Source organism: Novosphingobium sp. (assembly GCF_049240505.1).
GTDB lineage: Bacteria > Pseudomonadota > Alphaproteobacteria > Sphingomonadales > Sphingomonadaceae > Novosphingobium.
This window is the reverse complement of record NZ_JBMLSM010000107.1, coordinates 15,537-39,018: the sequence shown is the minus strand read 5'-3', so window position 1 is coordinate 39,018 and position 23,482 is coordinate 15,537. Positions and strand designations below refer to the sequence as shown.

21 protein-coding genes are annotated in these 23,482 nt (G+C 60.2%); 7 read left to right on the top strand and 14 right to left on the bottom strand.

Annotated features, from left to right (window positions below):
* Nucleotides 1-307 precede the first annotated feature (307 nt).
* The 5 genes from rfbA to ACOVQ0_RS09330 all read left to right on the top strand — a co-directional run bounded on the left by rfbA (nucleotide 308) and on the right by ACOVQ0_RS09330 (nucleotide 4,333).
* Entirely contained in the window at nucleotides 308-1,225 is a 918-nt protein-coding gene (rfbA, locus tag ACOVQ0_RS09350) for a glucose-1-phosphate thymidylyltransferase RfbA (RefSeq protein ID WP_421883355.1), read from the top strand.
* Nucleotides 1,222-1,767, top strand: a complete 546-nt coding sequence (gene rfbC / locus ACOVQ0_RS09345) for a dTDP-4-dehydrorhamnose 3,5-epimerase (protein WP_421883352.1) — start codon at nucleotides 1,222-1,224, stop codon at nucleotides 1,765-1,767. Before rfbA ends, rfbC begins: the two co-directional genes overlap by 4 nt.
* The gene (gene rfbD, locus ACOVQ0_RS09340; protein ID WP_421883349.1) at nucleotides 1,764-2,621 is read left to right on the top strand and encodes a dTDP-4-dehydrorhamnose reductase; all 858 of its coding nucleotides are present in this window, start codon (nucleotides 1,764-1,766) and stop codon (nucleotides 2,619-2,621) included. Before rfbC ends, rfbD begins: the two co-directional genes overlap by 4 nt.
* On the top strand, nucleotides 2,614-3,669 hold the full coding sequence (rfbB, locus tag ACOVQ0_RS09335) for a dTDP-glucose 4,6-dehydratase (RefSeq protein WP_421883347.1): 1,056 nt from the start codon (nucleotides 2,614-2,616) through the stop codon (nucleotides 3,667-3,669). Before rfbD ends, rfbB begins: the two co-directional genes overlap by 8 nt.
* Nucleotides 3,670-3,862: 193 nt before the next feature.
* On the top strand, nucleotides 3,863-4,333 hold the full coding sequence (locus ACOVQ0_RS09330; RefSeq protein ID WP_421883344.1) for a class I SAM-dependent methyltransferase: 471 nt from the start codon (nucleotides 3,863-3,865) through the stop codon (nucleotides 4,331-4,333).
* Between the two features lie 51 nt (nucleotides 4,334-4,384).
* Here the strand turns inward: ACOVQ0_RS09330 and ACOVQ0_RS09325 are convergent, their stop codons facing one another.
* From ACOVQ0_RS09325 to ACOVQ0_RS09310, 4 genes are all read right to left on the bottom strand, one after another.
* Nucleotides 4,385-6,436 carry a hypothetical protein gene (locus tag ACOVQ0_RS09325; RefSeq protein ID WP_421883340.1) on the bottom strand — a complete coding sequence of 684 codons (2,052 nt, stop codon included), beginning with the start codon at nucleotides 6,434-6,436 and terminating at the stop codon, nucleotides 4,385-4,387.
* The gene (locus ACOVQ0_RS09320; protein WP_421883337.1) at nucleotides 6,436-6,702 is read right to left on the bottom strand and encodes a spike base protein, RCAP_Rcc01079 family; all 267 of its coding nucleotides are present in this window, start codon (nucleotides 6,700-6,702) and stop codon (nucleotides 6,436-6,438) included. Before ACOVQ0_RS09320 ends, ACOVQ0_RS09325 begins: the two co-directional genes overlap by 1 nt.
* A gap of 102 nt (nucleotides 6,703-6,804) precedes the next feature.
* The gene (locus tag ACOVQ0_RS09315) at nucleotides 6,805-7,566 is read right to left on the bottom strand and encodes an SDR family oxidoreductase (protein ID WP_421883334.1); all 762 of its coding nucleotides are present in this window, start codon (nucleotides 7,564-7,566) and stop codon (nucleotides 6,805-6,807) included.
* Complete coding sequence (locus ACOVQ0_RS09310; RefSeq protein WP_421883330.1) at nucleotides 7,566-8,735, bottom strand: acyltransferase family protein; 1,170 nt, start codon at nucleotides 8,733-8,735, stop codon at nucleotides 7,566-7,568. Before ACOVQ0_RS09310 ends, ACOVQ0_RS09315 begins: the two co-directional genes overlap by 1 nt.
* A 170-nt stretch (nucleotides 8,736-8,905) precedes the next feature.
* Here ACOVQ0_RS09310 and ACOVQ0_RS09305 point away from each other — a divergent pair, with 170 nt between their 5' ends.
* Both ACOVQ0_RS09305 and ACOVQ0_RS09300 read left to right on the top strand, forming a co-directional pair.
* A complete protein-coding gene (locus tag ACOVQ0_RS09305; protein WP_421883327.1) occupies nucleotides 8,906-9,712 on the top strand; it encodes a class I SAM-dependent methyltransferase in 807 nt (268 codons plus the stop codon).
* A gap of 40 nt (nucleotides 9,713-9,752) precedes the next feature.
* Nucleotides 9,753-11,027, top strand: coding sequence for a lipopolysaccharide biosynthesis protein (locus ACOVQ0_RS09300; protein WP_421883325.1), 1,275 nt, complete (start codon nucleotides 9,753-9,755; stop codon nucleotides 11,025-11,027).
* 3 nt (nucleotides 11,028-11,030) lie between these two features.
* On the opposite strand, the gene ACOVQ0_RS09295 is transcribed toward ACOVQ0_RS09300, so the two are convergent.
* From ACOVQ0_RS09295 to ACOVQ0_RS09250, 10 genes are all read right to left on the bottom strand, one after another.
* Nucleotides 11,031-11,978, bottom strand: a complete 948-nt coding sequence (locus ACOVQ0_RS09295) for a glycosyltransferase family 2 protein (RefSeq protein ID WP_421883323.1) — start codon at nucleotides 11,976-11,978, stop codon at nucleotides 11,031-11,033.
* Complete coding sequence (locus ACOVQ0_RS09290) at nucleotides 11,975-13,039, bottom strand: acyltransferase family protein (protein ID WP_421883320.1); 1,065 nt, start codon at nucleotides 13,037-13,039, stop codon at nucleotides 11,975-11,977. Before ACOVQ0_RS09290 ends, ACOVQ0_RS09295 begins: the two co-directional genes overlap by 4 nt.
* Nucleotides 13,032-14,324: an O-antigen ligase family protein gene (locus ACOVQ0_RS09285; RefSeq protein ID WP_421883317.1), complete on the bottom strand. Its 1,293-nt coding sequence runs from the start codon at nucleotides 14,322-14,324 to the stop codon at nucleotides 13,032-13,034. Before ACOVQ0_RS09285 ends, ACOVQ0_RS09290 begins: the two co-directional genes overlap by 8 nt.
* A gap of 129 nt (nucleotides 14,325-14,453) precedes the next feature.
* Nucleotides 14,454-16,166, bottom strand: a complete 1,713-nt coding sequence (locus ACOVQ0_RS09280; protein WP_421883314.1) for a GMC oxidoreductase — start codon at nucleotides 16,164-16,166, stop codon at nucleotides 14,454-14,456.
* Between the two features lie 2 nt (nucleotides 16,167-16,168).
* Nucleotides 16,169-17,014 carry a 2OG-Fe(II) oxygenase gene (locus ACOVQ0_RS09275; RefSeq protein ID WP_421883312.1) on the bottom strand — a complete coding sequence of 282 codons (846 nt, stop codon included), beginning with the start codon at nucleotides 17,012-17,014 and terminating at the stop codon, nucleotides 16,169-16,171.
* Nucleotides 17,015-17,159: 145 nt separating this feature from the next.
* Nucleotides 17,160-18,080, bottom strand: a complete 921-nt coding sequence (locus tag ACOVQ0_RS09270) for a sulfotransferase (RefSeq protein WP_421883310.1) — start codon at nucleotides 18,078-18,080, stop codon at nucleotides 17,160-17,162.
* Complete coding sequence (locus tag ACOVQ0_RS09265) at nucleotides 18,077-18,964, bottom strand: hypothetical protein (protein ID WP_421883307.1); 888 nt, start codon at nucleotides 18,962-18,964, stop codon at nucleotides 18,077-18,079. The genes ACOVQ0_RS09270 and ACOVQ0_RS09265 overlap by 4 nt, the downstream gene beginning before the upstream one ends.
* Complete coding sequence (locus ACOVQ0_RS09260; RefSeq protein WP_421883304.1) at nucleotides 18,965-20,203, bottom strand: glycosyltransferase family 4 protein; 1,239 nt, start codon at nucleotides 20,201-20,203, stop codon at nucleotides 18,965-18,967. It lies immediately after the preceding gene.
* Nucleotides 20,204-20,349: 146 nt separating this feature from the next.
* On the bottom strand, nucleotides 20,350-22,545 hold the full coding sequence (locus tag ACOVQ0_RS09255) for a GumC family protein (RefSeq protein ID WP_421883302.1): 2,196 nt from the start codon (nucleotides 22,543-22,545) through the stop codon (nucleotides 20,350-20,352).
* Nucleotides 22,546-22,599: 54 nt separating this feature from the next.
* Nucleotides 22,600-23,214, bottom strand: coding sequence for a polysaccharide biosynthesis/export family protein (locus ACOVQ0_RS09250; protein WP_421883299.1), 615 nt, complete (start codon nucleotides 23,212-23,214; stop codon nucleotides 22,600-22,602).
* Nucleotides 23,215-23,482: the final 268 nt, after the last annotated feature.

Sequence of the window (23,482 nt, the reverse complement as noted above, 5' to 3'; positions counted from 1 at the left end):
AAATCGTAAAGGTAGATGTCGCCTTACGGCTCCTGTGAACTGTCCTTCAACAAGGGAATCATACCATCCGAATGAGGGCGGATCGACAAGCGTTTCCTGCATGACTTTTGACTAGCAGTCCGAGCCAAGCCCGTCATCCATATTTGCCGAAGGCGCACGCCGGTATTTGCCCAACAATAGGTTGACCTCGCAAGTCTGCGCTGCAATGCAGCAAAACCAAGTAGATGATGTTAAGACAGACAGTGCGCGGCGCTTGGTCAATTGTGTGCTTCGCGCCATGCCAAGGCCTGTGAACGGTGAAGTGGGAGTGACGCGACTCGTGACGGATACGACGGTTGGCAAGTCTCGCAAGGGCATCATACTTGCTGGCGGATCAGGAACGCGGCTCTACCCGCTGACGCGCGGCGTTTCGAAGCAGCTTATGCCGGTTTTCGACAAGCCGATGATCTACTATCCGCTGAGCACGCTGATGCTGGCCGGAATTCGTGATATCCTGATCATCACCACGCCAGAAGATGCCGCACAGTTCCAGCGTGTACTTGGCGATGGATCGGCGTTCGGTGTCGCGCTCAGCTATGCTGTGCAGCCCAGCCCGGATGGACTGGCGCAAGCCTTTCATATTGGTGCCGATTTCGTTGACGGTGGGCCGAGCGCCTTGGTGCTGGGGGACAACATCTTCTATGGTCACGGCCTGCCTGAACTTCTGGGCAACGCTAACCAGCGCGCGCAGGGGGCAAGCGTATTCGCATATCGGGTCAACAATCCCGAAGCCTATGGTGTGGTGGCATTTGATGGGGATGGTATCGCCAACTCGATCGAAGAAAAGCCTGCCCAGCCCAAATCGAACTACGCCGTTACCGGGCTGTATTTCTATGATGAGACGGTGGTGGATCGTGCTCGCGATCTCAAACCGTCTCCGCGCGGCGAACTGGAGATCACCGATCTCAACCGACTCTACATGGATGAAGGCCAGCTTTCGGTAGAGATCATGGGGCGCGGTTATGCCTGGCTCGATACGGGCACACACGGTTCGCTGCTCGATGCGGCAACTTACGTGCGCATTACTGAAGAACGTCAGGGTTTGAAAATCTGCTGTCCCGAAGAAATTGCCTGGCGACAGGGTTTCATCAGCGATACCGAGCTTGAAAGTATCGCCCAGCCACTGCGCAAGTCTGGCTACGGCGAATATCTGATGCAACTGTTGATGCACAAGGGCGCGCTGTGAAGATCATCGAATGCGACATCGCGGGACCGTTGATCATCGAGCCACGGGTGTTCGGGGATGAGCGCGGGTTCTTTCTGGAAAGCTGGAATGCGCAAGGCTTTGCCGAGGCCGGGCTGGACCTGACGTTCGTGCAGGACAATCACAGCCGCTCGCAAAAGGGCGTGTTGCGCGGAATGCATTTCCAGAACCCGGCGCCGCAGGGAAAGCTGGTGCGGGTGGTGCGCGGTGCGGTGTTCGATGCGGTGGTAGACCTTCGCAGGTCGTCACCCACTTTCGGAAAATGGACCGGCGTGACGCTTTCGGCTGAGAACAAGCGCATGTTCTGGGTGCCCGAAGGCTTTGCGCATGGCTTCCTGACGCTCGAAGACGATACCGATTTTCTCTACAAATGCACCTCGCCCTATGCGCCGCAGAACGAAGCGAGCCTTGCGTGGGACGACCCCACGGTTGGGATCGAATGGCCGCTTGATGGCATTGAGCCAAAGCTTTCAGCGAAAGACGCAGATGGCGTGCCGCTGGCAGACGTAAAGGCTTTTGCATGAAAGCGCTGATTACCGGCGTGAATGGCCAGTTGGGCAAAGCGCTTCTTGCCACCCGGCCTGGAGGCTGGGATTGCGTTGCGCTTGATCGCAGCGCGCTCGATCTGTCTGACGCTGATGCGATTGCACGTTTGGTCGATACCGAACAGCCGGATCTCGTGCTAAATGCTGCGGCCTATACCGCAGTTGATCGCGCCGAAAGCGAACCTGATCTGGCGCACGCGATCAATGCGGGTGCGCCAGAAGCTTTTGCGCGCGCGCTGGCGAATTCGGGCAAGCGACTGGTGCAGGTTTCGACCGACTTTGTGTTCGATGGTTCCAGCGGCCAAGGCTACTTGCCTGAAGATGCCCGCAATCCGCAGTCAGTCTATGGTGCCAGCAAGGCGGCGGGCGAAGATGCGGCCGGTTCCGAAGCGATCATTGTGCGCACCAGCTGGGTCTATGCTGCGGGTGGGGCAAACTTCGTGCGAACGATGCTGCGCCTTATGCGTGAACGTGACAGCCTGAGCGTGGTTGCGGATCAGATCGGCACGCCGACCTGGGCCACCGGCCTTGCAAATACGTTGTGGGGACTGGCTGCCGAGGATCAGCCGGGCGTATATCACCACCGCGATGCAGGCGTAGCAAGCTGGTACGATTTTGCTGTCGCCATTGCCGAGGAGGCGCAGGCCTTGGGTTTGCTGTCGCGTGGTCCGTCGATCACCCCGATTGCAACTGCAGACTATCCAACCCCGGCAAAGCGCCCGTCTTTTTCCGTGCTCGACGTTTCGGGCACGCGCAAGCTGCTGGGCGATGCCCACATCCACTGGCGCACCAACCTGAAAACAATGCTTAAAGAGGAAAAGACCCTTGGCTAACCTGCTCGTTACCGGTGGAGCCGGTTTCATCGGTGGCAACTTCGTCCACTACTGGGCCAAGCAAAATCCTGCCGATGCGATCATCGTGCTTGATTGCCTGACATACGCGGGCAACCGCTCGACCATTGCCGGGGTCGAACAGGCCGAACTGGTGGTAGGCGATATTCGGGATACGGATCTCGTGGAAAAGCTGCTGCGCGAACGCGATGTGCACACGCTGGTCCACTTCGCTGCCGAAAGCCACGTGGACCGGTCTATCACGGGTCCAGATGCTTTCATCGATACCAATATTCTCGGCACGAACAGCCTGTTGAAAGCTGCGCGCAAGGTCTGGCTCGACGCGGGTAGCGGGTGCGAGCATCGCTTTCATCACATATCGACCGATGAGGTTTACGGCTCTCTCGGGCCGCACGATCCGGCGTTTTCGGAAACCACCCAGTACCAGCCCAACTCGCCCTATTCCGCGTCGAAGGCCGCGTCCGATCATCTGGTCCGTGCCTATCACCATACTTATGGTTTGAACACGACGACGACGAACTGTTCGAACAACTACGGGCCATACCATTACCCCGAAAAGCTGATCCCGCTGTTCGTGCTCAATGCGCTCGCCGGAAAGCCGCTGCCGATTTACGGCGATGGCATGAACGTGCGCGATTGGCTCTATGTCGAGGACCACTGTCGCGGTATCGAAGCGGCGATTCACAATGGCAAGCCGGGCGAAACGTACAATATCGGTGGCGGTGAAGAACTGCCAAACATGGCAGTGATCGATCGCATTTGCGCCGAAGTCGACCGCGCCTTCGCCGAAATCGACGGGCTGGCTGCGCGTTTCCCCGATGCACCGGCGGCCAAGGGGCGTCCAACCAGCGAACTCAAGACATTTGTCGAGGACCGCAAGGGTCATGATCGTCGCTATGCGATCGATGAGACCAAGGCGCGGGCGGAACTCGGCTATGTACCGCAGCATGATTTCGAGAATGGCCTGCGCAGCACGCTGCGCTGGTATCTTGAAAACGAGGCATGGTGGCGACCGCTTCAGGAGCGTTGATCATGAGTGACAGCAGTTCGCAGGCAAAGATTCGTCCTTGGGGAAGGATTGTCCGCCCCATCCAGCGCAAGTTGCGGCGCAGGCGGGCTGAACGCTAGAGGCTTTTCCCGAAATCGTCGGGGCGCGTGTCATCGATATCGGTGGATCAATAGCGTTCTGGCGCGGCGTTTCCGATATCCTGCGGCCCCGGCAGGTGATCATCTACAATATCGACATGGGTCGGGCCGCGATGGCCCTGTCTGATGAGAGCGGGATAGAAATCCGTATCTACGATGGCATCCATATTCCTGAAGAGGATGGGTCTGCAGATATCGTGATCTGCAATTCCGTGATCGAACATGTGCCCGTCGCAGCGCGTGCGGGGTTGGCGGCAGAGTTACGCCGCATTGCAAAGCGGTTTGTTGTGCAGACACCATCGCCAGCATTCCCGGTCGAACTTCATTTCGGCCTGCCGCTGGTTCACTGGCTGCCGCGTCCGCTGGGGCGGATACTCGTTCGTGTATCGCCCTTCGGCCTGTTGAGCGATGCCAACGCTGCTGAATACTTCGACCAAACGCAGTTGCTGGGCAAAGCGGAACTGCGAAAGTTCTTCCCCGGATCGCGTATCCAGACCGAACACATGCTCGGCCTGCCGAAGAGCTATCTGGTTATATCACCTTCCTGACCGAGGTTGGGCATCCCGGCCCTATCGTGCGGCAGAGCCGGGATGTCTGCTTCAATCAGCGCCGGGAGGGCAACTTTCCCCGCGCTTTTTTCGCTTGCGATCGTGTCCAACCTTGGGCGCACGCGTCATGCCTTGCAGCAAAGCGGTAGGCGTGAAATCGCCATTTGCAGGATCGACTAACAACGTGTCGTAATTGCCCGCGATGGTCGTGCCGGTTCCCTGCGAGGGGGCGGTCCAGCCTTCGAAGATATGGTTGTCTGCTATCTTGAGATCTGCATCGATCGGGCCGAGCCAATTGATCCGGCGCAGAACATTGTTGGCAAAAAGGCAGAAGCTGTCGGGGTTGTAGGTGTCCTGCGTGCGAAGGTTGAACTGCTGCGAAGCCCAAGTGTTGTGCGCGATAACGACATGGCTATGGTTCTGTTGCACCTGACTCGCCGTGCCCGAATTGGTGGCGTAAACCGATTCTCCAATCTTGTTCCAGAAGGCGTTGTTGAGCACGAGGAAGTCTCGTGCTCCATCGCTACCCTTGATGAAAATGTCCTGCCCCACCATCCCGACCACGGTGTTCTCGGCAATGATGACGTTTTCCACGATCCCACCACCGGCAATGCTGTTCTGTTGCCAGAAATCGGCGTGGACATCGAATTCGGTGACAAGCAGTAGCGTGGTGCTCTTCACGCTCATCTGGCCAAAGCCGATACCCTTCAATCCCGGTAATGACAGCGCCGAAGCACGGCGCGAATCATCGATCAGCGTTGCTTCGAACCCGACGCCAAGGCCGTTCAACCAGGCGACGACATCCGAGACATCGTAATTCGTCCCGGCAAGATAGTAGGCCTCGGATGCGCTCACCTGAAAAGTCGCGCTGTTAGCGCCCCACCGCGCAGTGAAGGTGCGGACGCTGCTGACGTCGTTGCCGCCTGCAAGAGCCAGCGTTGCCGTGGTTTCCGGTCCCACGTAGCGCACGGTCATCGCATCCACGTCCTTGTGCCAGTCTGGCGTGGAATCCCAGTCGTCAACCCGATTGCCGATTACGCACGCGCCATCGGTGGCTACGTCGTTGAATCCTTCGCGGAACGCCGAGCCTCGGAGTAGGGACGACCGGCAGGCGGCATAGGAAACATTGAAGAAGTCGCACTCGGTATACCACGGGGAGCCATCACCAAACTGCGGGACGGGACGCTTGCCTTTGCGCCAAAGATGATACCGTCCATCCGAATTGATGAACTTCACCCCATCGAACCACAGGTCGCGCAATCTCTCGCTGCGCATGTAGGATACGTTTTTCAAATCGAAAGTGATGTTCTCGCCCTGAAAGCGCAGACCTTCGTAATTGATCCGCATGATTGCATTGGCATCATTGGTATATGCGGTCTTGCCGATGGTCACCGGCACATCGGCACTGATCGTGCAGTATCCCGCGCCCAGATAGGGGGGAGAGCCGGTGTTGAGAATGTCGTAGAGTCCCGGTTCCGTGATCGTGATCAGCGGATGGTGCGCTCCAACGCTCCGCATATAGGTCAGCGCCGCAGTGACCGACTGGTAGCGCCCACCGCCGATCACCGGTTGTGATGGTGCTACGATGACCGAATAGTCGTGCACCACCGCTTGTGGAAAGAATGCGTAAGGCCCCATAACCCGCCGCTGAAGTTCGGGGTCTTGCGGTACTGCCTCGAAATAGAGGTTGGCCTCGCCATCGCGGCCATCGCGGCGCAGTTCTATCCACCAGCCGAAATAGGTGACCGGGTTACCATTCGCATCGTTGAAGGATTGCAGTGATGGTTCGGGAATCTCGATCGCGCGCCCTTCGTAATGGGCCACGACCTTCTCAAGGCCCATATTGTCGATCAGCGTCCCGCCATTGTTCGCTCCGGCATAGACGCCTACCAGCAACCGGTCCGTGTAAGCCTGATTTGGCGGCACCAGCAGCCGCATGGCGGGCTTGGCCAGCGTTCTGACAGGATCAATAGGAACGGCCTGGAAGCCACTCCCGGCAACTCCGGTCCACCCTTCGCCGGGGGCAATTCCGGCCAATCGGGTCGTCGATGGCCGTATGCGGGTGGCCAGCGATGGGCCATATCCAAAGCCGAAACCCGCCATCAGGCGAGGCCTACCAGATCGGCGGCCGTGGTGCCGGTAAGGCGGATCGCGCGCACACGAACGTCAAGAATGAAACCGGCGGGCAGGTTGCGAAATGTCACATCGGCCGTACCGTTGACCGAACGCAGGACAAGATCGCCGCCCGTTCCGACATACACGGCCTTGGTCGCACGTTCGAATTCTACCGTATCATGCGGCGTGATTGGAAAGCATGTGCCTGCCGGAGTCATCGGGCTGTCGACGGTGTTGAGGAACGGGTCTTCCATGAACGTTCTCCTTGTTAAAACAAAAGGCGAACATCCAACTATCACTGCCCAATGCCTGTAGGAAAATGTTTTCTCGAACCCGTTTCCGCAACCCGATGAGGATCATTTCTTCCGAAGAATGATACGTTTCAGCGCGCCTTTCCAGCTTTCGCCCACATGGACCTGCCGCCATTCCGAGAAGAACTTGCCGTGTGGTCCGCCCGATGGAAATTCCACGATTCGCAGCAGCATCGGAAAGATATCTTCGGGCGCATTGCCATGATCGCTCATCGAGGTCCGCGTTGCGCCTGGGCTGAACTCGTTCACCAGCACATTGGGATAGCGGTCGCGGTCGATCTCCAGTGCGATGCCGCGTGTCAGCGGATGGAGCGCGCCCTTGGTGGTGGCATAGGCCATCGATCCGGGGAATGGATTGACGTCAGCCAGCGATCCCATGACGATGATGCGGCCACAATTGCGTTCCAGCATCCCCGGCAGCACCGGGCGCACCGAATTGGCCACCCCTTCGATATTGGTGCGCATCATCGCCGAAAACGATTCGGGCGTCTGGTCCAGAAAATGAACCTTGTCATAGATCGCAGCATTGGCGACGAGCACGTCGACAGGGCCAACGTCCTGCGCAATCCGCGCAAACACGCTCAGGCATTGGTGCGCGTCGCACACGTCGACTGTGTAGGGGTGGATCGCCGGGTTACCGTCTGCGGTCTGCTCCAGCGCGGCTTGCGTGCGGCCCAATGCCGCCACTGTGAAACCCTTGGCGGCAAAGGCACGCGCCAATGCCCTGCCGATGCCCGACCCGGCGCCTGTAATTACCACATTCTGCAAATCGCGCGGTTCTATCATACGCGCTACGGAAGAACTCATCAGGCTACGGCTCCGAACTTGCCCGCCAGGCGCGGGCCGATTAGCGAGCGCACCAGTCGGGCCGGTACGTCCTTGTATCGCAGGGCGGGCTTCTCGATGAATGTCCACGTCATCAGCGCGATCAGGCAGGCCATACCCCATCCCAGCACGAACAACACCAGTGGGGCTTCCACCGGCCAGAATCGCATGATCACCACAAAAACCACGCTGTGCGTCAGATAGATACCATAAGACAAGTCCGCCTTGGCCAGCAGCGGCCCCCACGGAAAGCGGATCATGCCAAGGCCCGCAACAAGATAGGCAACCAGCATCGGCGCGGTGATTACCCCCAGGCCAAACCAAAGCGAGCCGAGCAGAAGTGCCAAAGCCAGCGCCATCAGCCCCGGCGAATAGGGAATCCTGTCGCGATAGAGATAGATCAGCGATCCGGCGCCGAAGTAGCCGAACAGTTCGAAAAGGCGCAGCAGTTTGAACGGACCGGTCGGCACCACGCCGAAATAGATCAGCGCTCCAGCAAGGATCGTCATGCACCAAAGAGCCAGAAAAAGCTGGCGATTATGGGTGATTGCCAGCAATTGCAGCACGCCGAGCGTGATATAGCACAGCCATTCGTAGTGCAGCGTCCACATCGGCCCGTTGATTGTGCGACCGCCGTCATAATCGGTCACACCCGGCAGATGCAGGCTTAGCCACGTCAGCAGATTGCGGAAATAGAGCCACGTCGCGGAGCGGGTGAAATACTCTGCCGGGGCAAGCTCGGAAGCGATCGGCCCAATCACCAGCGCAGTCGTGGCTACCACCACGAACAACAACGGCATGATGCGCATGAAACGTCTGGAAAGATATTCCAGCACGTCGCCATTGCGCAGCAGACCGGGCGTGACGAGAAAGCCGCTGAGAACGAAGAAGATCGCGACGGAAAGGAAGCCGAGGTTGGTATAGCCCCGGCTGAAAGCGTTGATCCAGTCCACCGCAACGATGTCGTATTTGATGGCAAGGCTGTGATGAAAGACCACTGCGCTTGCCGCGCAGATCCGAACCGTGTCGAAGCCCGGCCCGCGATTGCCCAGCCGTGCAAATGCTGCACCTATCGTGGCAGCATCGTTTTGCGAAACCGATGCGGTTATCTGGCCCGCTGCATTCTCGGCATTCCCGGACTTTTCCGTCACCTTCAAACGCCTTCCCGCAGAACTGATCCAAAACGGCATAATCACGTTTGACAGTAAAAGCCATTCCGCAATGCAGCAAAAATCATTGTCAGCGGCGGGCAAATCGATAATGTCGCGCGCGCAGCACTACAGTGCAGCGGGAAAATACCTCTTCACCGGAGCATAAGCTTTTGAGCCTGAAAAAGCGTATCGGATCGATGATCCCTTATCCGGCCATCGCGATCGGTCGAAAGGTCGTCCATTTCGGACCCAACCGTTGCGAAGTGTGCGGCACTGCAACACGCGGACGGATCGATAGCGGATATGGCTTCCCGGTCCTCGAAGAACTTCAGGTCGTGGGCGGGTTGAAGCGGCGCAAGGATCTTTGCCCGGTGTGCCATTCCGGCTCGCGGGAACGGCTGATCTGGTTTTACCTCACGCGCCATCACGCGGCTTTCCGTGGCGGCGCGTCGGGGCTGAAGGTGGCGCATTTCGCACCGGAAAAGGGCCTGTCCATCGAACTGCGCGGGCGCTTCAGATCGGGCTACACCGCCTATGACCTTGCGCCGCACCGCTATCGCCACATGAACGATGTGCAGCCGCAGAATCTTGAAGGCCTGACCCTGGCTGACAATTCGGTCGATCTGGTCGTGGCCAATCACATCATGGAACACGTATACGACTTGCCAAAGGCGCTGTCCGAAGTGCGGCGTGTGCTTAAACAGGGCAGCGGGCTGGCGATCATGCAGGTGCCGATCGCGCTCAAGATGGATGACCATCGCGATGGCGGACAGGACATGGGGCCGCAACAGCGGATCGACGTGTTCGGGCAGGACGATCACGTCCGCCTGTTCACGCCTGAATCCTATGAACAGTCGCTCAAAAGCGCTGGCTTTTCGGTCGAATCGTTCAACGCCTTTGCCGATGATGCGGCACTGGCCACGCAGTGGGAACTCGATCCTTTCGAAACCCTGCTGCTGATCCGCGATCCGGCCTGAACTGGCGACGCAGCCCTTTTGCAGGTGAAATGACGTGCAGATGCTGAAGGCGAAGCTGGGCGGCGTTCGCGGCGAAATGCTGATCGCATTTGCCATGCGGTTTCTTACCGCAGGCATCAGCTTTGCGCTGAACTGGCTGGTCGCGCGGCAGTTCGGGCCGCATGGCTCGGGCCTCTATGCGATCGTGATGACCACAAGTGTCCTGTTTTCGACACTGACCGCGCTGGGCATGGATATCGTGATCGTGCGGACGATCTCGGTGGCCAAGGTCGAAAACAACTTCGGCGTGGCGCGCAAGGCGATCCATCATGCGGTTGGTGTCACGCTCATCGCCTCGCTGATTGTCGGTGCGATTTTCGTGTTCGGCAATCGCCCGATTTCAGAGCTTTGGGTAAAGGGTGGGGAAGCCGCGCCCTTCATCTTGATGACTGGCCTGCTGATTCCCGTCATGGCGGTCATGCGCCTGCTGGGATCCACATTGCGCGCGCTGGGCAAGATTGCCCTGTCGCAGGCTGTTCAAGGGCCTCTCGGCACCGGTCTCGCGCTCACCCTTCTGGCCGGTTTTGCCCTTGCAGGCAGCGCGTTGCCAACGATCTACGCCGCCGGTTTCTACCTATTCGGAAACGCTGTCTGCCTCGTCGTGTCTTTGATCGCAGTCTATCGTCTGATCAGCAAGTGGCCTGTGGGCGAACACTCCCCGATGCTCACTTCCGGCCTGATGGTGCTGGGTTCGCAGGTCACGGTGTTCCTCGTGGAATGGTTCGCCACGCTGATGCTGACCAACACCGCGACCACAGCAGACGCTGGCATCTTCCGCGTCTGCTTCCAGATCGGCGCGCTGTTCGGCCTGATCATGATGGCGTCCGAATCGATCATGGCCCCACACTTCGCGCGCAAGCTGGCGCAGGGAGACAAGGCCGGAGTCGCCCGTCTGGCGCGCAACGTATCGTTCGCCATGATCGCGGCGGGATCGCCGCTGATGATCGTGATCCTTGTTGCCCCGGAATTTTTGCTTGGCCTTTTCGGTGAAGAGTTCCGTGGCGGGGCGAATGCGCTTCGTCTGATCGCGATTGGGCAGATGGCCAATATCGCCACTGGCCCAGTCTCATCGATCCTGCTGATGGCGCGGCAGGAGAAGTGGTCGCTGACGTTCGGCGTGGTCGGCTGCCTCGTCGCAGGTGTGCTGAGCTACGTTCTTGTGCCGCTCTACGGCGTGATGGGGGCAGCTAGCGCCGTCGCAGCGGGCATCTTCGTCCGCCGCATCACCGCCTCGATCGTAGTGCGCAAGGTCGTCGGGATCAGCTTTTTCGGCTGACGTTCAATCCAGCGAAGTGCGCCCGCGATAACCGTTCCACCACCGCCAGGGCTGCAACACCACCCGGTCATAGGCCTTGCGCCGCGCCCGGTGCGCGCGTGAGGCAAGGCCGAGAACCGTGCTTGTCCCCCAACGCCGCGCCGCTTCAAGCCACAGCGCCAGCCCGGCAATCTGCATCAGCGGAGCCTGCCAGTGCCGCCGCGCGTAGTGCATCGCCCCGGTGGTTGCGAACATCAGTCGCGTGGCCGAATGGGGTGTGCCGCTGCCCACGTTGTGAATGATCTTGCAGTGCGGCGTGATCCACGCCTCCTCACCCAGCCTGCCGAGGCGCGCAAACAGGTCGATCTCTTCGGAATAGAGCAGGAAGCTCTCGTCAAAACCGCCCAGCCGGTCCCACGTCGCGCGTGAAAGCATCATCAATCCGCCGCACAGCACGTCCACCCGCTCCGGCTCCGTCAAAGCCTCAAGCTCGGCCCGGCGCACGCCCACATTGCTGCCGACAAAGGCATTGCGCAGCAGGCCCGGCACCGTGGGAATCGAAAGGAAATTGCCCGTGTCAAACGTGCCGTCCGGCAGCGTCGTCACCCCACCCCAAGCACCGGCAGGTTGGCGCTTGGCAAAGTCCAGCAACCTGTCGATGGCGCCGTCGTAAAGCTGTGTGTCAGGATTTAGCAGCAGCAGATACCGACCGCGCGCTTCTGTCGCCAGTGCGTTGTTGCCCTTGCCGAAGCCGATGTTTCCACGGCTCGGCACAATCCGCACCGAAGGAAATTCCTGCGCCACCAGATCCGCTGTGCCATCACGACCATTGTCGATCAGCAGGATCTCATGACTGCAACCGGTATGCGCGATGACCGAACCGATACAATCGCCAATAAAGCCGCGCGAGTTGTAGGCAACGATCAGAATGCTGACGTCAGGTCGCCCGTCCCCCGTATCAAGGCTGGTCATCCGGCCACCACACGCCTTTGCCGCCGCCATTTGCCGATAGCCGCACGAACCGGCGCATCAAACAATGCCGCCACCGCCTGTGCGGCCGCCATCAGGATGAGCAGATAGACCGCGACCGCTGCCCAGCCATCAAGCGCCAAGCGTTCCGTTAACTTGTTCACGAAAATGATCAGCGGTCCGTGAATGGCGTATACCGCGAAGGAGATTGCACCCAAAAATTCGAAAGGCCGACCCAGCGTGGCTGGCAGCTCCAGACGAATGCCTGCGGCCAGCAGTGCTGGAAACAATCCGAACACGCAAGCCAGTTCCCACAGTCCGCGCTGGGCTTCGTCCGGCGTCCAGACCAGAACCACAACCAGCACCGCCAGAGGGATAAACGCCAGCCACGAAGACCGCCGGGGCATAGTTCCAAGAATCCGAAAAAGGATGATGCCGAGCGGGAAGGAGTAACAGACGCGCGCGATGCCAAGCGGCAGCGTGGCTGCGGAATATCCCACGTCCATGAAATGCGGCGGGCCGGTAAATCCGATCAAAACTGCCGCGCTTGCTGCCATGATGCCTGCAAGCGCACGATTGGACAGTCGGAACATGCCAAGCGCAAATGCCACGTTGATCAGAAGTTCCAGAAACAGCGTCCACGAAGGCACGTTGAGCGGGAAGAGATTTCGGGCATCCAGTGGCACCGGCAGCATGAACGTGCCGAACACCGTGGCCAAGGCCAGTTCCGTCCCACCCCGCACGTTGGGGTTGCCTGCCACCAACATTGCCATGCTGCGCAGGAAACCCAGCACATGCCCAACCAGATAGATCGGATAGAACCGGATCACGCGCATGATCATGAACTCGCGCGCAGACAGCGTTCCGGCCAGTCGTTCAGAATAGGTGAGCGCGATTACGAACCCGCTCAGCACGAAGAAGAAATCGACAGCCAGATAACCCGCAGGCGCAACCGGTGTGGTGGCAAGGCCCCAGTGATACAGCGCAACTGCCAACGCGGCGAGGCCACGCATTCCGTCAAGCGAGGCATATCGCTTTGCGGGGATTGGCGATGCTTCAGGCATGGCGCGGCGGGTTCGCCATGCCGAGCCGAGGGGCCTGTTTCCGCCGCGTTACCTTATCGACTCCGGTGTTCAGCCGCACCTGTTCCGAAAGTGCGACGACGAAGCCTGCGGTCATCATGAACCACGCGATGTTGTTTGCCCACAGCGCACCAGCCCACGCCACCATTGCCGAAACCGCCAGCGCGATCATAGCGCCGATGGTTGTGCCGTAATCCAGCGCGTTGAGGCGGCGGTTCCTTGCGCCGCAGCGCCACAAGGCCCACACCACGCCAAGCCCGAACAGAAGCGCGGTGGGCAGGCCATAGCGCACGGCCAGCATCAGCCAGTGATTGTCGATGGTTTCCATCACCATCCAGTGCGCGCGGGCCATCGCCTTGTCACCGATGCCGAACCACGGATTGTGTTCGACCGAAGCGCTGCCATAAGTCCAGATCTGGATGCGGTAATAACCTGACCGGGGATTCAGCGTGGCGTATTGGATCAGGGTGCGGATCGCGCCACGCCCGGTAAACAGCTCAAGTGAAACATACAGCGCGATGAAGGCGTAGACGAGATAGATCAGCCGTTCGCGCATCCGCAGAACCACGTTGAAGAAACCGCGATAGGCCAGCAGGAATGCTGTCAGCGCCAGAGCCAGAAATGCCGTGCTGCTGACGGTAAAGATCGCAGCCAGCGAGGCCAGCACGCCCAGCAATCGTGTTTGTTGGGGAAGGCCTGAAAGGAAATATAGCGAAAGCAGCGACATCATGAACATGCCCGCCGCAATGGAATGCGGGAAAGTGGCGCGCGCGCGCAACAGGCCCATGCGGATTTCGTACAGGTTTTCCATCGTGCCGCGTTGCGGGAACAATGGCGCGATCAGCAACTGGTGCGAAATCGATTCGAACACCAGAATGCCCGCGATGATCAGCGCGCCCGGCAGCGCCCGGCGGAGGAATTCGCGCAGCCTTCGGGCATCGACCAGATAGGCACGCCCGACCAGATAGGCACCGAGCGAATCGATCACGAAACTGCCGCCGAACTGCAACCCGCGATCGATGCCCAGCGCAACGAACGCGGCGACGAACCCGTAAGCCGCGCCGCCGATGATCAGCCAGTCCGGCACGGTCATGCGCAGGCGCTGCTGCACGATTTCCATGATCGCAAACGGCATCAGCACCATCGCGACCAGGCGATAGGGCGGAATGACCACGCCACCCAGATCCAGCGAAAGGCCTGCAGGCAGCAGTAGCGCCCAGAACAGAACCAGCGGCATGGACAGCCGCTTGACTTCTTCCCGCGTCAACCGGCGGTTTACAGGCCGGGGAGGGGGCGCAGTATTCAAGGCGGGCATTGGCGCCATCAAAAGTACCGCTTCCCCTTCGCAAGTGCAGCAGAACTGCTGCGCAAGCTATGTATTAACGCTGATAGGGTGTCAATCGACACAGGGTTCTCCTGTGGCATTTGCGCAGGCCCGCAAACCTGTTGCAGTCGCAGCAATTCCTTCGGCCACGCGCATCGCATTGGCCGCCACTGTCAGCGCCGGATTGATGCCCAGCGATGATGGAAACACCGATGCATCGACCACATACAGCCCTTCATGTCCCCACACCGAACCATCGGGTGCGGTAACCGATGTTTCGGGCGAAGTGCCCATGCGGCAGGTGCCCATCGGATGGCCAAGATTGGGCGCGCCCAACCTTTTGAGAAAACGCACGGAAAATGGCACAAATGCTTCACGCATCAGTTTGCGGAAGCGTTTGGCGCGAATAAGCAATTCGTCCGGTGCATGATAGGTCACCGCTACCCTGCCAAGGCCCGGAACTATGCTATCGCCCGCGGCGTCCACCCGGTTAGTGGCATAAGGCAGATCTTCAAGATTCGACGTGAACAGGACCGACCGCTTGAACATGGCAGAAGCGAGTGTGCCGATCACATCAGTGATGAGGCGCAGCATGGGCAACTTGCCGATGCCCATTTCCATTGCTTCGCCTTCAAGATATTTGCTGACCATCCACGGCGATCCGGCCATGCCGAGTGACTGGCATTCGGCAAGCGGCATTGCACCATCGGTGTAATGGTCCCGAAAGCCCAGAACCTTCATTGCACCGTGGGCGGGTGACCGGTCGGCAGCATTCAGCACCGCGAAGATATCGCCAAAGTGAAACATCAGCCCGCCACCGACCAGTTCTGGCGCGCGCCCTTCCGGCCACAATTCTGGCGAGCGCTGCAGAATGAGAGGTGTATTGAGCGCGCCCGCGGCCAGCACTACGCGCTTTGCAGAAACAATGTTTGTTTCGCCCTGTGCAGATCGCACAACGAGATCGTAGCCGCCTGTTGCACGCGGCCTGATCCGCTCAACGCTGGCATCGGTCCGTAGTTTCGCACGCTGCGAAGCCAGTTCCTCGCGCAATGCGCGTGTGAAACTGTCTGACTTGCAAAGGCGCAGGCAGCGTTCGCCTTGGCATTCCTTGCAGCCGGGCAGATAATCGATCCCGACATGCATTCTGAACGGGTGCCGACCATTGGCCTCCAGCCTTTCCGCCAACTTCGCGATGGTGGCCGATACCGGTGGTGGAGGCAGCAGGCCTGCGTCATCGTCGGCATCAAGCGGATCGCGCGTCCCGCGCACGCGCAGCACCTGTTCCGCTCGTTCGTAATAGCCGCGCATCTCGTCAAAGTTCACGGGCCAGGCGTTGGGCAAGGCGTGCTGCGCGCCGGGCAACCATGCATCCGGCTGCCAGTCCCGTTCAAAATCCGTTCGCCGCGCACGCGCAAGAGCCGCACCATATACCTGCGACGAACCGCCGGGGATGCGTGCAACCACCGAAGGAACTTCGCGATAGGAAGCATCGGAATGTGAACGGAGCAAAAGCGGGTCTGGCCAGCGTTCTCCGCCTGGATCGGCAGTAGGTTTGCTGAACAGCTTGGCTTTGAGCTTCGCCTTGAACGACAGTTTTATCTTTCCCTCACGTGGCGGTCGCGCGCTTTCGAGGATAAGTGTCGAATGGCCAGCTTGGGAAAGAATGGCAGCAGCCATTGCGCCGCCCATGCCGCTACCGACGACAACCACGTCCAAAAGATGCTCTAATCCCGCCCCGGAAGCCTGCGTCTTGGCATCCGGGGGCGTTGCGGAACCTCCGCTCACGATCAGGTGTCGATGTCGTTCGGCTTGCGGGCGCTCATCTTACGCTGGATGATCGGTGGCACCCAATCGCGCAGGAAATGGCGCATGTGCAGTTTGAAATCGAACTTGTCGGTCGTTCCGGGGCGGGCCTGAAATGCTGTTGTCCGCTTTGGTGCCAGCCGTTCGCTGCCTTCAAAGGCCGTGTAGTAGTAGGTGGCGATTGACCGGCGCGATACGTCTGGCGGGCAGGTCAAAGGGTCTGGGTGCCCGTGGTAGCTGTCGAGGTCGGTGTTGAACATCACCGCTCGTCCCAGCACCGGCGCAACGCTCTTCTGGCAGGCGGTCATCCCGCGATCCCAAAGTTCGAGCTTGCCGCCGTAGGAATCATCCCAATCCTCGTTGAGGTAGATCAGCAAGTTGATGCGGCGTTGCAACTTCATCTTGGGGTGCATGTTGAAATCGGCATGAACGCCCAAAAGGCCGCCCTGCTTGGTTTCATGCAGACCGCCGCCCGTATAATACGGGTCAGCAACGAGACCTTTCATTCCGGTCATTTCGCGCAGGAATGCGAGGAATGCCTGACTATTCAGTTCATTAAGCAGGTGGCGGATAAAAGGGCTGCACTCTGCCGGATGGAACTGCGTCTTCTTCAGTTCCTGCGCACGCGCGAACGTGCGTCCCGAATTGGACGGAAATTCGGCAATCACCTTGCGAAGAAACGTCGAGTCCACGAAATCATCGATGACGATGTGAGGGAACGGGTCCGCGTTCTGATACTCGTCAGCCCGCGCGCGACCTGCCTCACGTGCCTGCTCTTCATTGAAAAAAGGAAGGCCGACAGCGGTATCTTCAAGTTCAAGAATGCTCATCTGTCCTAAAATCCGTTCTCGGGACCAAATGGTCCTTGGGTTGCCAGAAAATTCTCCCCGGAACTCTCGGCCGTAACTCTTAGATTTTCCGATCGGGTGTTGCTGCGGCCCCCCGTTTCATCGGATTCGTCCACATATTCCGGTTTCATACCAATTCGGATCGATTTCGCGCAAGGCCGAGCTTGGCGCGCAGGGCGGCAAAGTTTGCCATCGAAGGGGCAAATTCGGCGTCCAGTTGGGCAAGAAGGTCTGCGTTCTGTTTCACTTCGTCGCGATCGAGCGGGGCGGAGTTCATTTCGCGCACGAAGGTTTTCATGCGGCGCACCAGCGGCGTTTCCGGCAGAAGTTTTGCCGCGCGCCCGCCGACCATGCGGATCAGGCGGCTGCGGGTCTTCACGGTGGGGTTTGACCGGTCGACCTCGGACGTCAGCAGCGGGACGGGGTCGATGCCCAGCCAGTGCGCGATGTCTGTCAGAACGCCGTCGCGGTCAGCGCCGAGTTCTTCCACCGAGGTCACATAGAGCCGTTCGGGCGGCACCACCGCGCTCCAGCGCGCCAGCATCTGGTCATAGTGGCTGTCGGCCCATGCGTTGACCATCATCTTCTGGTCGTTCAGCCGATTGTCCACCGGCGGGCGGATTTCGTCGATGAACTGCGCGAACGAGGTTACGTGCGGCAGGCGCTTGTGATGGTAGCGCGCGTATTGATAGAGCGAGAACAGCCGCGCCGATGGCTTGCGCACCACGAACAGCACCTTGGGCTGCGGGGCGAGCGCGGCAATCGTGCTGAGCGCGATCTGCTGGTACTGGTACTGGGGCGAGGCATCGAGCCATATGTCGAAATCGCCCTTGCCCTTGTCCGCAAACTGATCGGCCCAGCCCGCCACGCCCAGATCGCGCACGTTCTGTGCGGTGGCCAGTTCGTCTTCGGCGTCCATCAGGAAGCGCACTTCCTTTTCGATCCCGCCGGTCACGCGCGGATGGCTCACCAGCAGGTCGTAAAGCGTGGTCGTGCCACATTTGGCCACGCCCGGCATGATCAGGTTGGGGGTCCACACGGCACTCATGCCGCAGCCCCTTTCGCGGGAGCATTGGCGGCATCCCAGATGGTGCTGGCGGGCACATCGCCGCCCACGGCCTCGATCCGCTGCCACAATGCCACATCGTCGGCATAAAGCTCTTCGATCCCTGCGCGCAGGCTGGCGGGGAGGGCCGCTCGCTTCAGTTCGGCGGTGAACTGGTTGCACCAGACATTGATTTCGCGGATCGTGGTCGGACCATCGGTGCCACCGCCGTGACGCACCATCAGCGGCCCGCCGTGCTCAACCCGCTTGTAAACCCCGGTGCCCGAAAGTTTGCGGGCCATGTCGATCGGCTTGCTGCGCCCGGCGAGCGGCTTTGCACCGCCCTTGTTGCTCTGTTGGGCAACTGGCACGGCCTTCACGCCAAACCGTGCCTCGATCTGGTCCAGCGCCTGATCGAAGGCCGATGTGCGGTACAGATACGGGTCAAGCCGCAGTGTGCCGCGCCGGTCGGCCAGAAAGCTGACTTGCGGTTCGTGATGCGCGTCGAAGAAGCTGTATCGGACCAGTTCGAAGAACGCTTGCGCGAACTGTTCGATCGGCAGTTTCGCAATGGCGCAGAGTTCGCGATAGACGTCCTCCGGCGCGGTCACGCGATCCTTGCGGCTGGGGTCTTCGATCTGGAAATGGGTAACGCGCAGCATCGTTTCGGGGATCGAGCTGAGAAAGCGGCCATAAGGATCGCGGAGGAAGGCCACGCTGGGACCGTCGAACTGATCGAATGCAATCCAGTCGCGGCAATCGAGCCGGACTTTGGATTCGGTCGATGCGTTCTTGGATATGCGCAGCAGGCCCAGCTTGCGATCGGCCCGCACCAGCACATAGCCGTGTGGGTGGGTGGTGGTCAGCGGGGCACGGGAAATGGGCATTCAGGCCGCTCCGGTAACAAGAGTGGGGGATGGCGCGAGGGCTTTGTCCAGCGCTGCGGCATAGTCCTGCGCGATGGCAGCGCGGGTGAAGCGGTGCGCGGCTGGTGATTGCTGCCACAATTCCAGCGCGGCCTTGAGCGCGGCTTCCTCGTCGATCAGGCGCGCCATCGCATTGGCCAGCGCGCGCGGATCATCGGGGGGGACCGCAATCGCAAACGGGCAATCGTCAAAGTAACCGGAAACGGCCTGTCCGGCGGGATAGATCACCGGCAGCCCCGCAAACAGCGCCTCGATGAACACAAGGCCGAAGGTTTCGCGGCGCGATGGCAAGACGAACCCGGTCGCCGCGTTCATCCGCGCGCCCACTGCCGCGCGGTCGAGTGATCCTTCAAAAGTCAGTCCCGGCGCGGTGCCTGCCGCTTTGCGTGCGGCTGCCATATCGGCATCGCTGCCGCCGCCGCAGATCGCCAGATGCGACGTCCGCCCTTCTGCCGCCAGCAGCCGCAGCGCTTGCGCCGTTGCGGACAGGTTCTTGCGGGCGTGGCTTTTCAGATGGAACACGCTGAGCAAGCCGTTGCCGCCGACCACAGGTTTGCGCGGCGCGTCTATTTCGGTGGGGCAGGGCACTACGGAAACGGGGCCTGTCCGCTTGCCCAGTGTCGCTTCCACAGCGTCCAGCGCCCACGGTGCAAAGGCGGTCGTCTGAACTGCACCTAGATGCACCTGGCGGCACACAGAACGCAGATCGGGGCGCGCAGACAGGATCTTGGTGTCGGTATCGCCCTGTATGGTGATGGCATAGGGCAGGCCCAGTTTGCGCGCGGCCTGCATCACCGCAATGCCATCGACCGTCAGCTTGTGTCCGACGATCAGATCAGGCCTTTCGCCCCCTGCGACGCTATTTGCGATCCGGTCACCCAACTGGCGCAACATGGTCTTGTGAAAAAGCCCGCGTCCCGGAGCGCGATAGGCCAGCGCCTCGCCCCATTCGAACGCCTGGCTTTCCGTTTCCAGCTTGGGCGATCCCAGCCCGCGCACGACGGAACCCAGCAACGCGGCAGGTGCGGGCGACTGGCGGTTTATGGAAATCACCCGGTGGCGAAATTTGTCCGCCGTCAGATCCAGCAGCGTGCGAATCACCTTGGTCTTTCCGCCGTCGATCGGATCGGGAAAGTCCGCTGAAACATGAAGGATCAGCGGCTTGCGCCCTCCTTCGGGTTTCAGCTCGTCGAGGTTCACGCAACTGCTCCTCAAGAAACCATCCCGAAGGATGCGCAAAGACTTCCGCGAACAGGCAGGGATGGCTTTTGCCGTTCCTGCCGGCTGCGGCGTTACAGTCATTGTCAGGGAAGTTTGCCTTCCCCGCTTGCTTCTCAGGTTTCCCCTCAGTCCTTCGCCCGATCTCCGTAGGCGTAGTACTGGTAGTGGTAATCGTAAGCCATGCCGGCTTCGCCCGCGCGATACTTGGTCAGGACAACGCCCGCCAGCTTGGCACCGGCGCTTGCCAGACGACGGATCGCAGTCTTGGCCTGGCCATAGTGAGCGCGGTTGGCTTCGACGATGAAGATCGTGGCATCGGCAATGCGGGACAGCAGCGGCGCGTCGGCAAGGCCCATGACCGGCACGGAGTCAAAGATGATCAGCGAATACTGTTCGCGGTACTGCTCGACGAAATCGATCAGCACTTGTGACGACAGCAGTTCGACCGGGTTGATCTTCGACCGGGCGACCGGAAGCACATCGAGATTGTCAGGCGTGCCCTTGATCAGTGCGTCTTCGAACTTCACATCACCCAGCAGCACTTCGACAAAGCCGGTGTCCGGGCGCTTGGTGCCGAACAGTGCAAAGAGCGAAGGCTTGCGCAAGTCGGCGTCGATCAGCAGCGTGCGGCGGCCAAGCTGCGCATACTTGCGGGCAATGGTAGCGGCGGTGAGCGATTTGCCTTCCGAAGGTTCCGAACTGGTAACCTGCAGCACGCGATGCTTGCCGGGGACCACGAAGTCCACCGAACTGCGGATCGAGGAGTAGGCCTCCATCAGCACGCTGAACGGGTCCGAAACTTCCTCGGCCAGATCGCGGTCGCCCACGTCGGGCGTGTAGCCCAGCAGAGGCAGACCAAGCTTGCGCTCCACCTCGTCGGTGCTGCGGATGCGATCGTCGAAGATTTCGCGCAGGATGGCGATACCCACGGCCAGCGCTGTGCCGAGCAACAGGCCGATCAGCATGTTCTTGGGCAAGCTGGGCGAAACCGGACCACCGGGGGTACGCGCCATGTCGAGCTTGGTGCTGACGCCCGAGTTCAGGTTGGCCGCAGCCGAAATCTCGTTGTAGCGAGTCAGCAGCGAAGCAAGTTGCGCACGCAGCGCGGTCGCTTCGCGATCCAGCATGTTGTAGCGCACGCGCTTGTCCTGCTCGACCAGCGTATCGCCCGAAACCTTGGAAAGTTCGCCTTCCAGCGCCGCTTCCTGACGCTGTGCGATCTGGTATTCGTCACGGATGCTGTTCTTGATGCCGGCGGTTGCGCTGTTGATCTGCGTGGTCAGCGAGGTGACCTGCGCATTGAGTTCGCGAAGTCGCGGATAGCCTTCGCCATAGCGCTGGCGCAGTTGCGAAAGTTCGGTGATCGCCTTCGAACGCTCGGTGATCATCGCCTGAATCGCAGTGTTCTGCTGCACTTCGGGCAGTTGCGTGGCTGGCACATTGGCGATGGCGTTCCAGCGCTGCTCGGCAGCGATGCGCTTGGCGCGCGCTTCGGTATAGGTCTGGTTGACGCTCGCCAGCGTGGCGACCTTCACCGTCTGCGCCGGACTGGCCTGGCCATCAGTGGCGGCTGAGATTACGGGTGCCTGCGCAACGATGCCGTTGATCTTGGCATAGGCATTGGTCGCGACTTCGGCTTCCTGCACCTTCTGCTGCAGCTTGGTGATTTCATCGCGGAGGTAGTTGCGGGCATAGGTATTGGTTTCGACGCTGCGCCGCACGTCTTCCTGCACGAACGTATCGGTAATCGCATTCGCCAGTTCGGCCGCGATGGTCGGGCTGGGCGAATTGAAAGCGATCGTCATGATCCGGTTTTCAGTCGGGATGACGACGCGCGTACCGCCGGTGACGATATCGGCAGCAGCTTCGCGTCGCATCGTCTTCCACGCAGCATCGTCCACGCCTTCAGGGCGAACCTTGGCAAGTTCGCCGATGAAATCCTCACGATCGGCCAGTTTGCGCGCATCGACCACCTGATAGGCGATCTTGCGGCTGGTGATGACCGTCGACTGCGTTTGCATATAGCGGTCGACTTCGTTGACCGGAATTTCCGGCGAAATGTTCTGGCCGTTGACGATGTAGGAGATGAAAGGCTCGATCCGCACAGTAGCGGCGGCGCTGTACATCGGGCGCGTCAGCAGGGTGATGACCAGAGCCGCGACCAGCGCCAGACCGATGATTCCGGCCAGCATGTAGCGCTGGCGGTAGAGGATGCCCCGGATCATCGAAAGGCTGATCAGGCTGGCGGGTCCACCGGCGGCCTCAGCATCATCGAGCAGATACTGCTCGGAAGGCGATCGGGTCAGGCTGGCGTTCGTCATTCGGGTCAAAACCTTCTGGAATTCTGTGCGCGATCGGCTGCGTGAAGGCGGCCGTCAGAAGCGTGTGAAGAGCGCGAAGGCCGGCAGCGCCTTGATCAGATCCTGCCAGAATAGCGACAGGCCCGAAGTGCCAACGATCACGCGATCGCTGGGCAGAAGCACCGGGTCCATCATCGTGCCTGCGCGCACCGCGCCGTAATCGAACTTGGCCACTGCGATGCCATCCTTCGTTTGACGGAAGATCGCGACGTCGCTGAGCTTGCCTTCACGCTTAAGGCCTTCGGCCAGCGCGATTGCCCCCGTCAGCCGCGTGCCCGGCTTGAACTGGAACATGCCCGGCTTTTCGACCGAACCTTCGACCGTGACGAGATGCGAACCGAACTGCATGACGTTTACCGAAACGCGCGGATCGATGAGCTGGCTCTTGGCCAAACGTTCGGCCACGGTGCGTTCGAGATCACCGGTGGTCAGTCCTTCGACCTTGATCGGGCCGACGAGTGGCAGCGAAAGCATTCCGTCAGCGCCGACGGGAATGTTCTGCACCGAAAGATCGGGTTCGCGGAACACGGTGACCGAAACCACATCTGATGGGCGCAGCGTGTAAACCTCGGCCTCATCTGCGGAGAAGCTGGTCTGGCCCAGTTCTGCGACAGGGGCGTTCGCGGCCATGCCAACCCGCGTTGCCGGGCCTGTGCTGCATCCGGCGATGGTTATGGCGGCCCCGAAAAGGAATGCCGTTCTTGCAGCGCAGCGAGCCACTGTATTGTCCATGCTGGCTTTCACCCTGAAAAACTGCCTGAAAAACTATTCGGCATATTAAGTATTGACCGCATACCCCCCGCACACCTCTGGCGCAAGTCTGGCCTAGGGTGTGAAAACTGCCACGTTCTGCCAGTTCTGGACAGGCCTGTGGCACTTTGGCAGGAAGCACGCGATG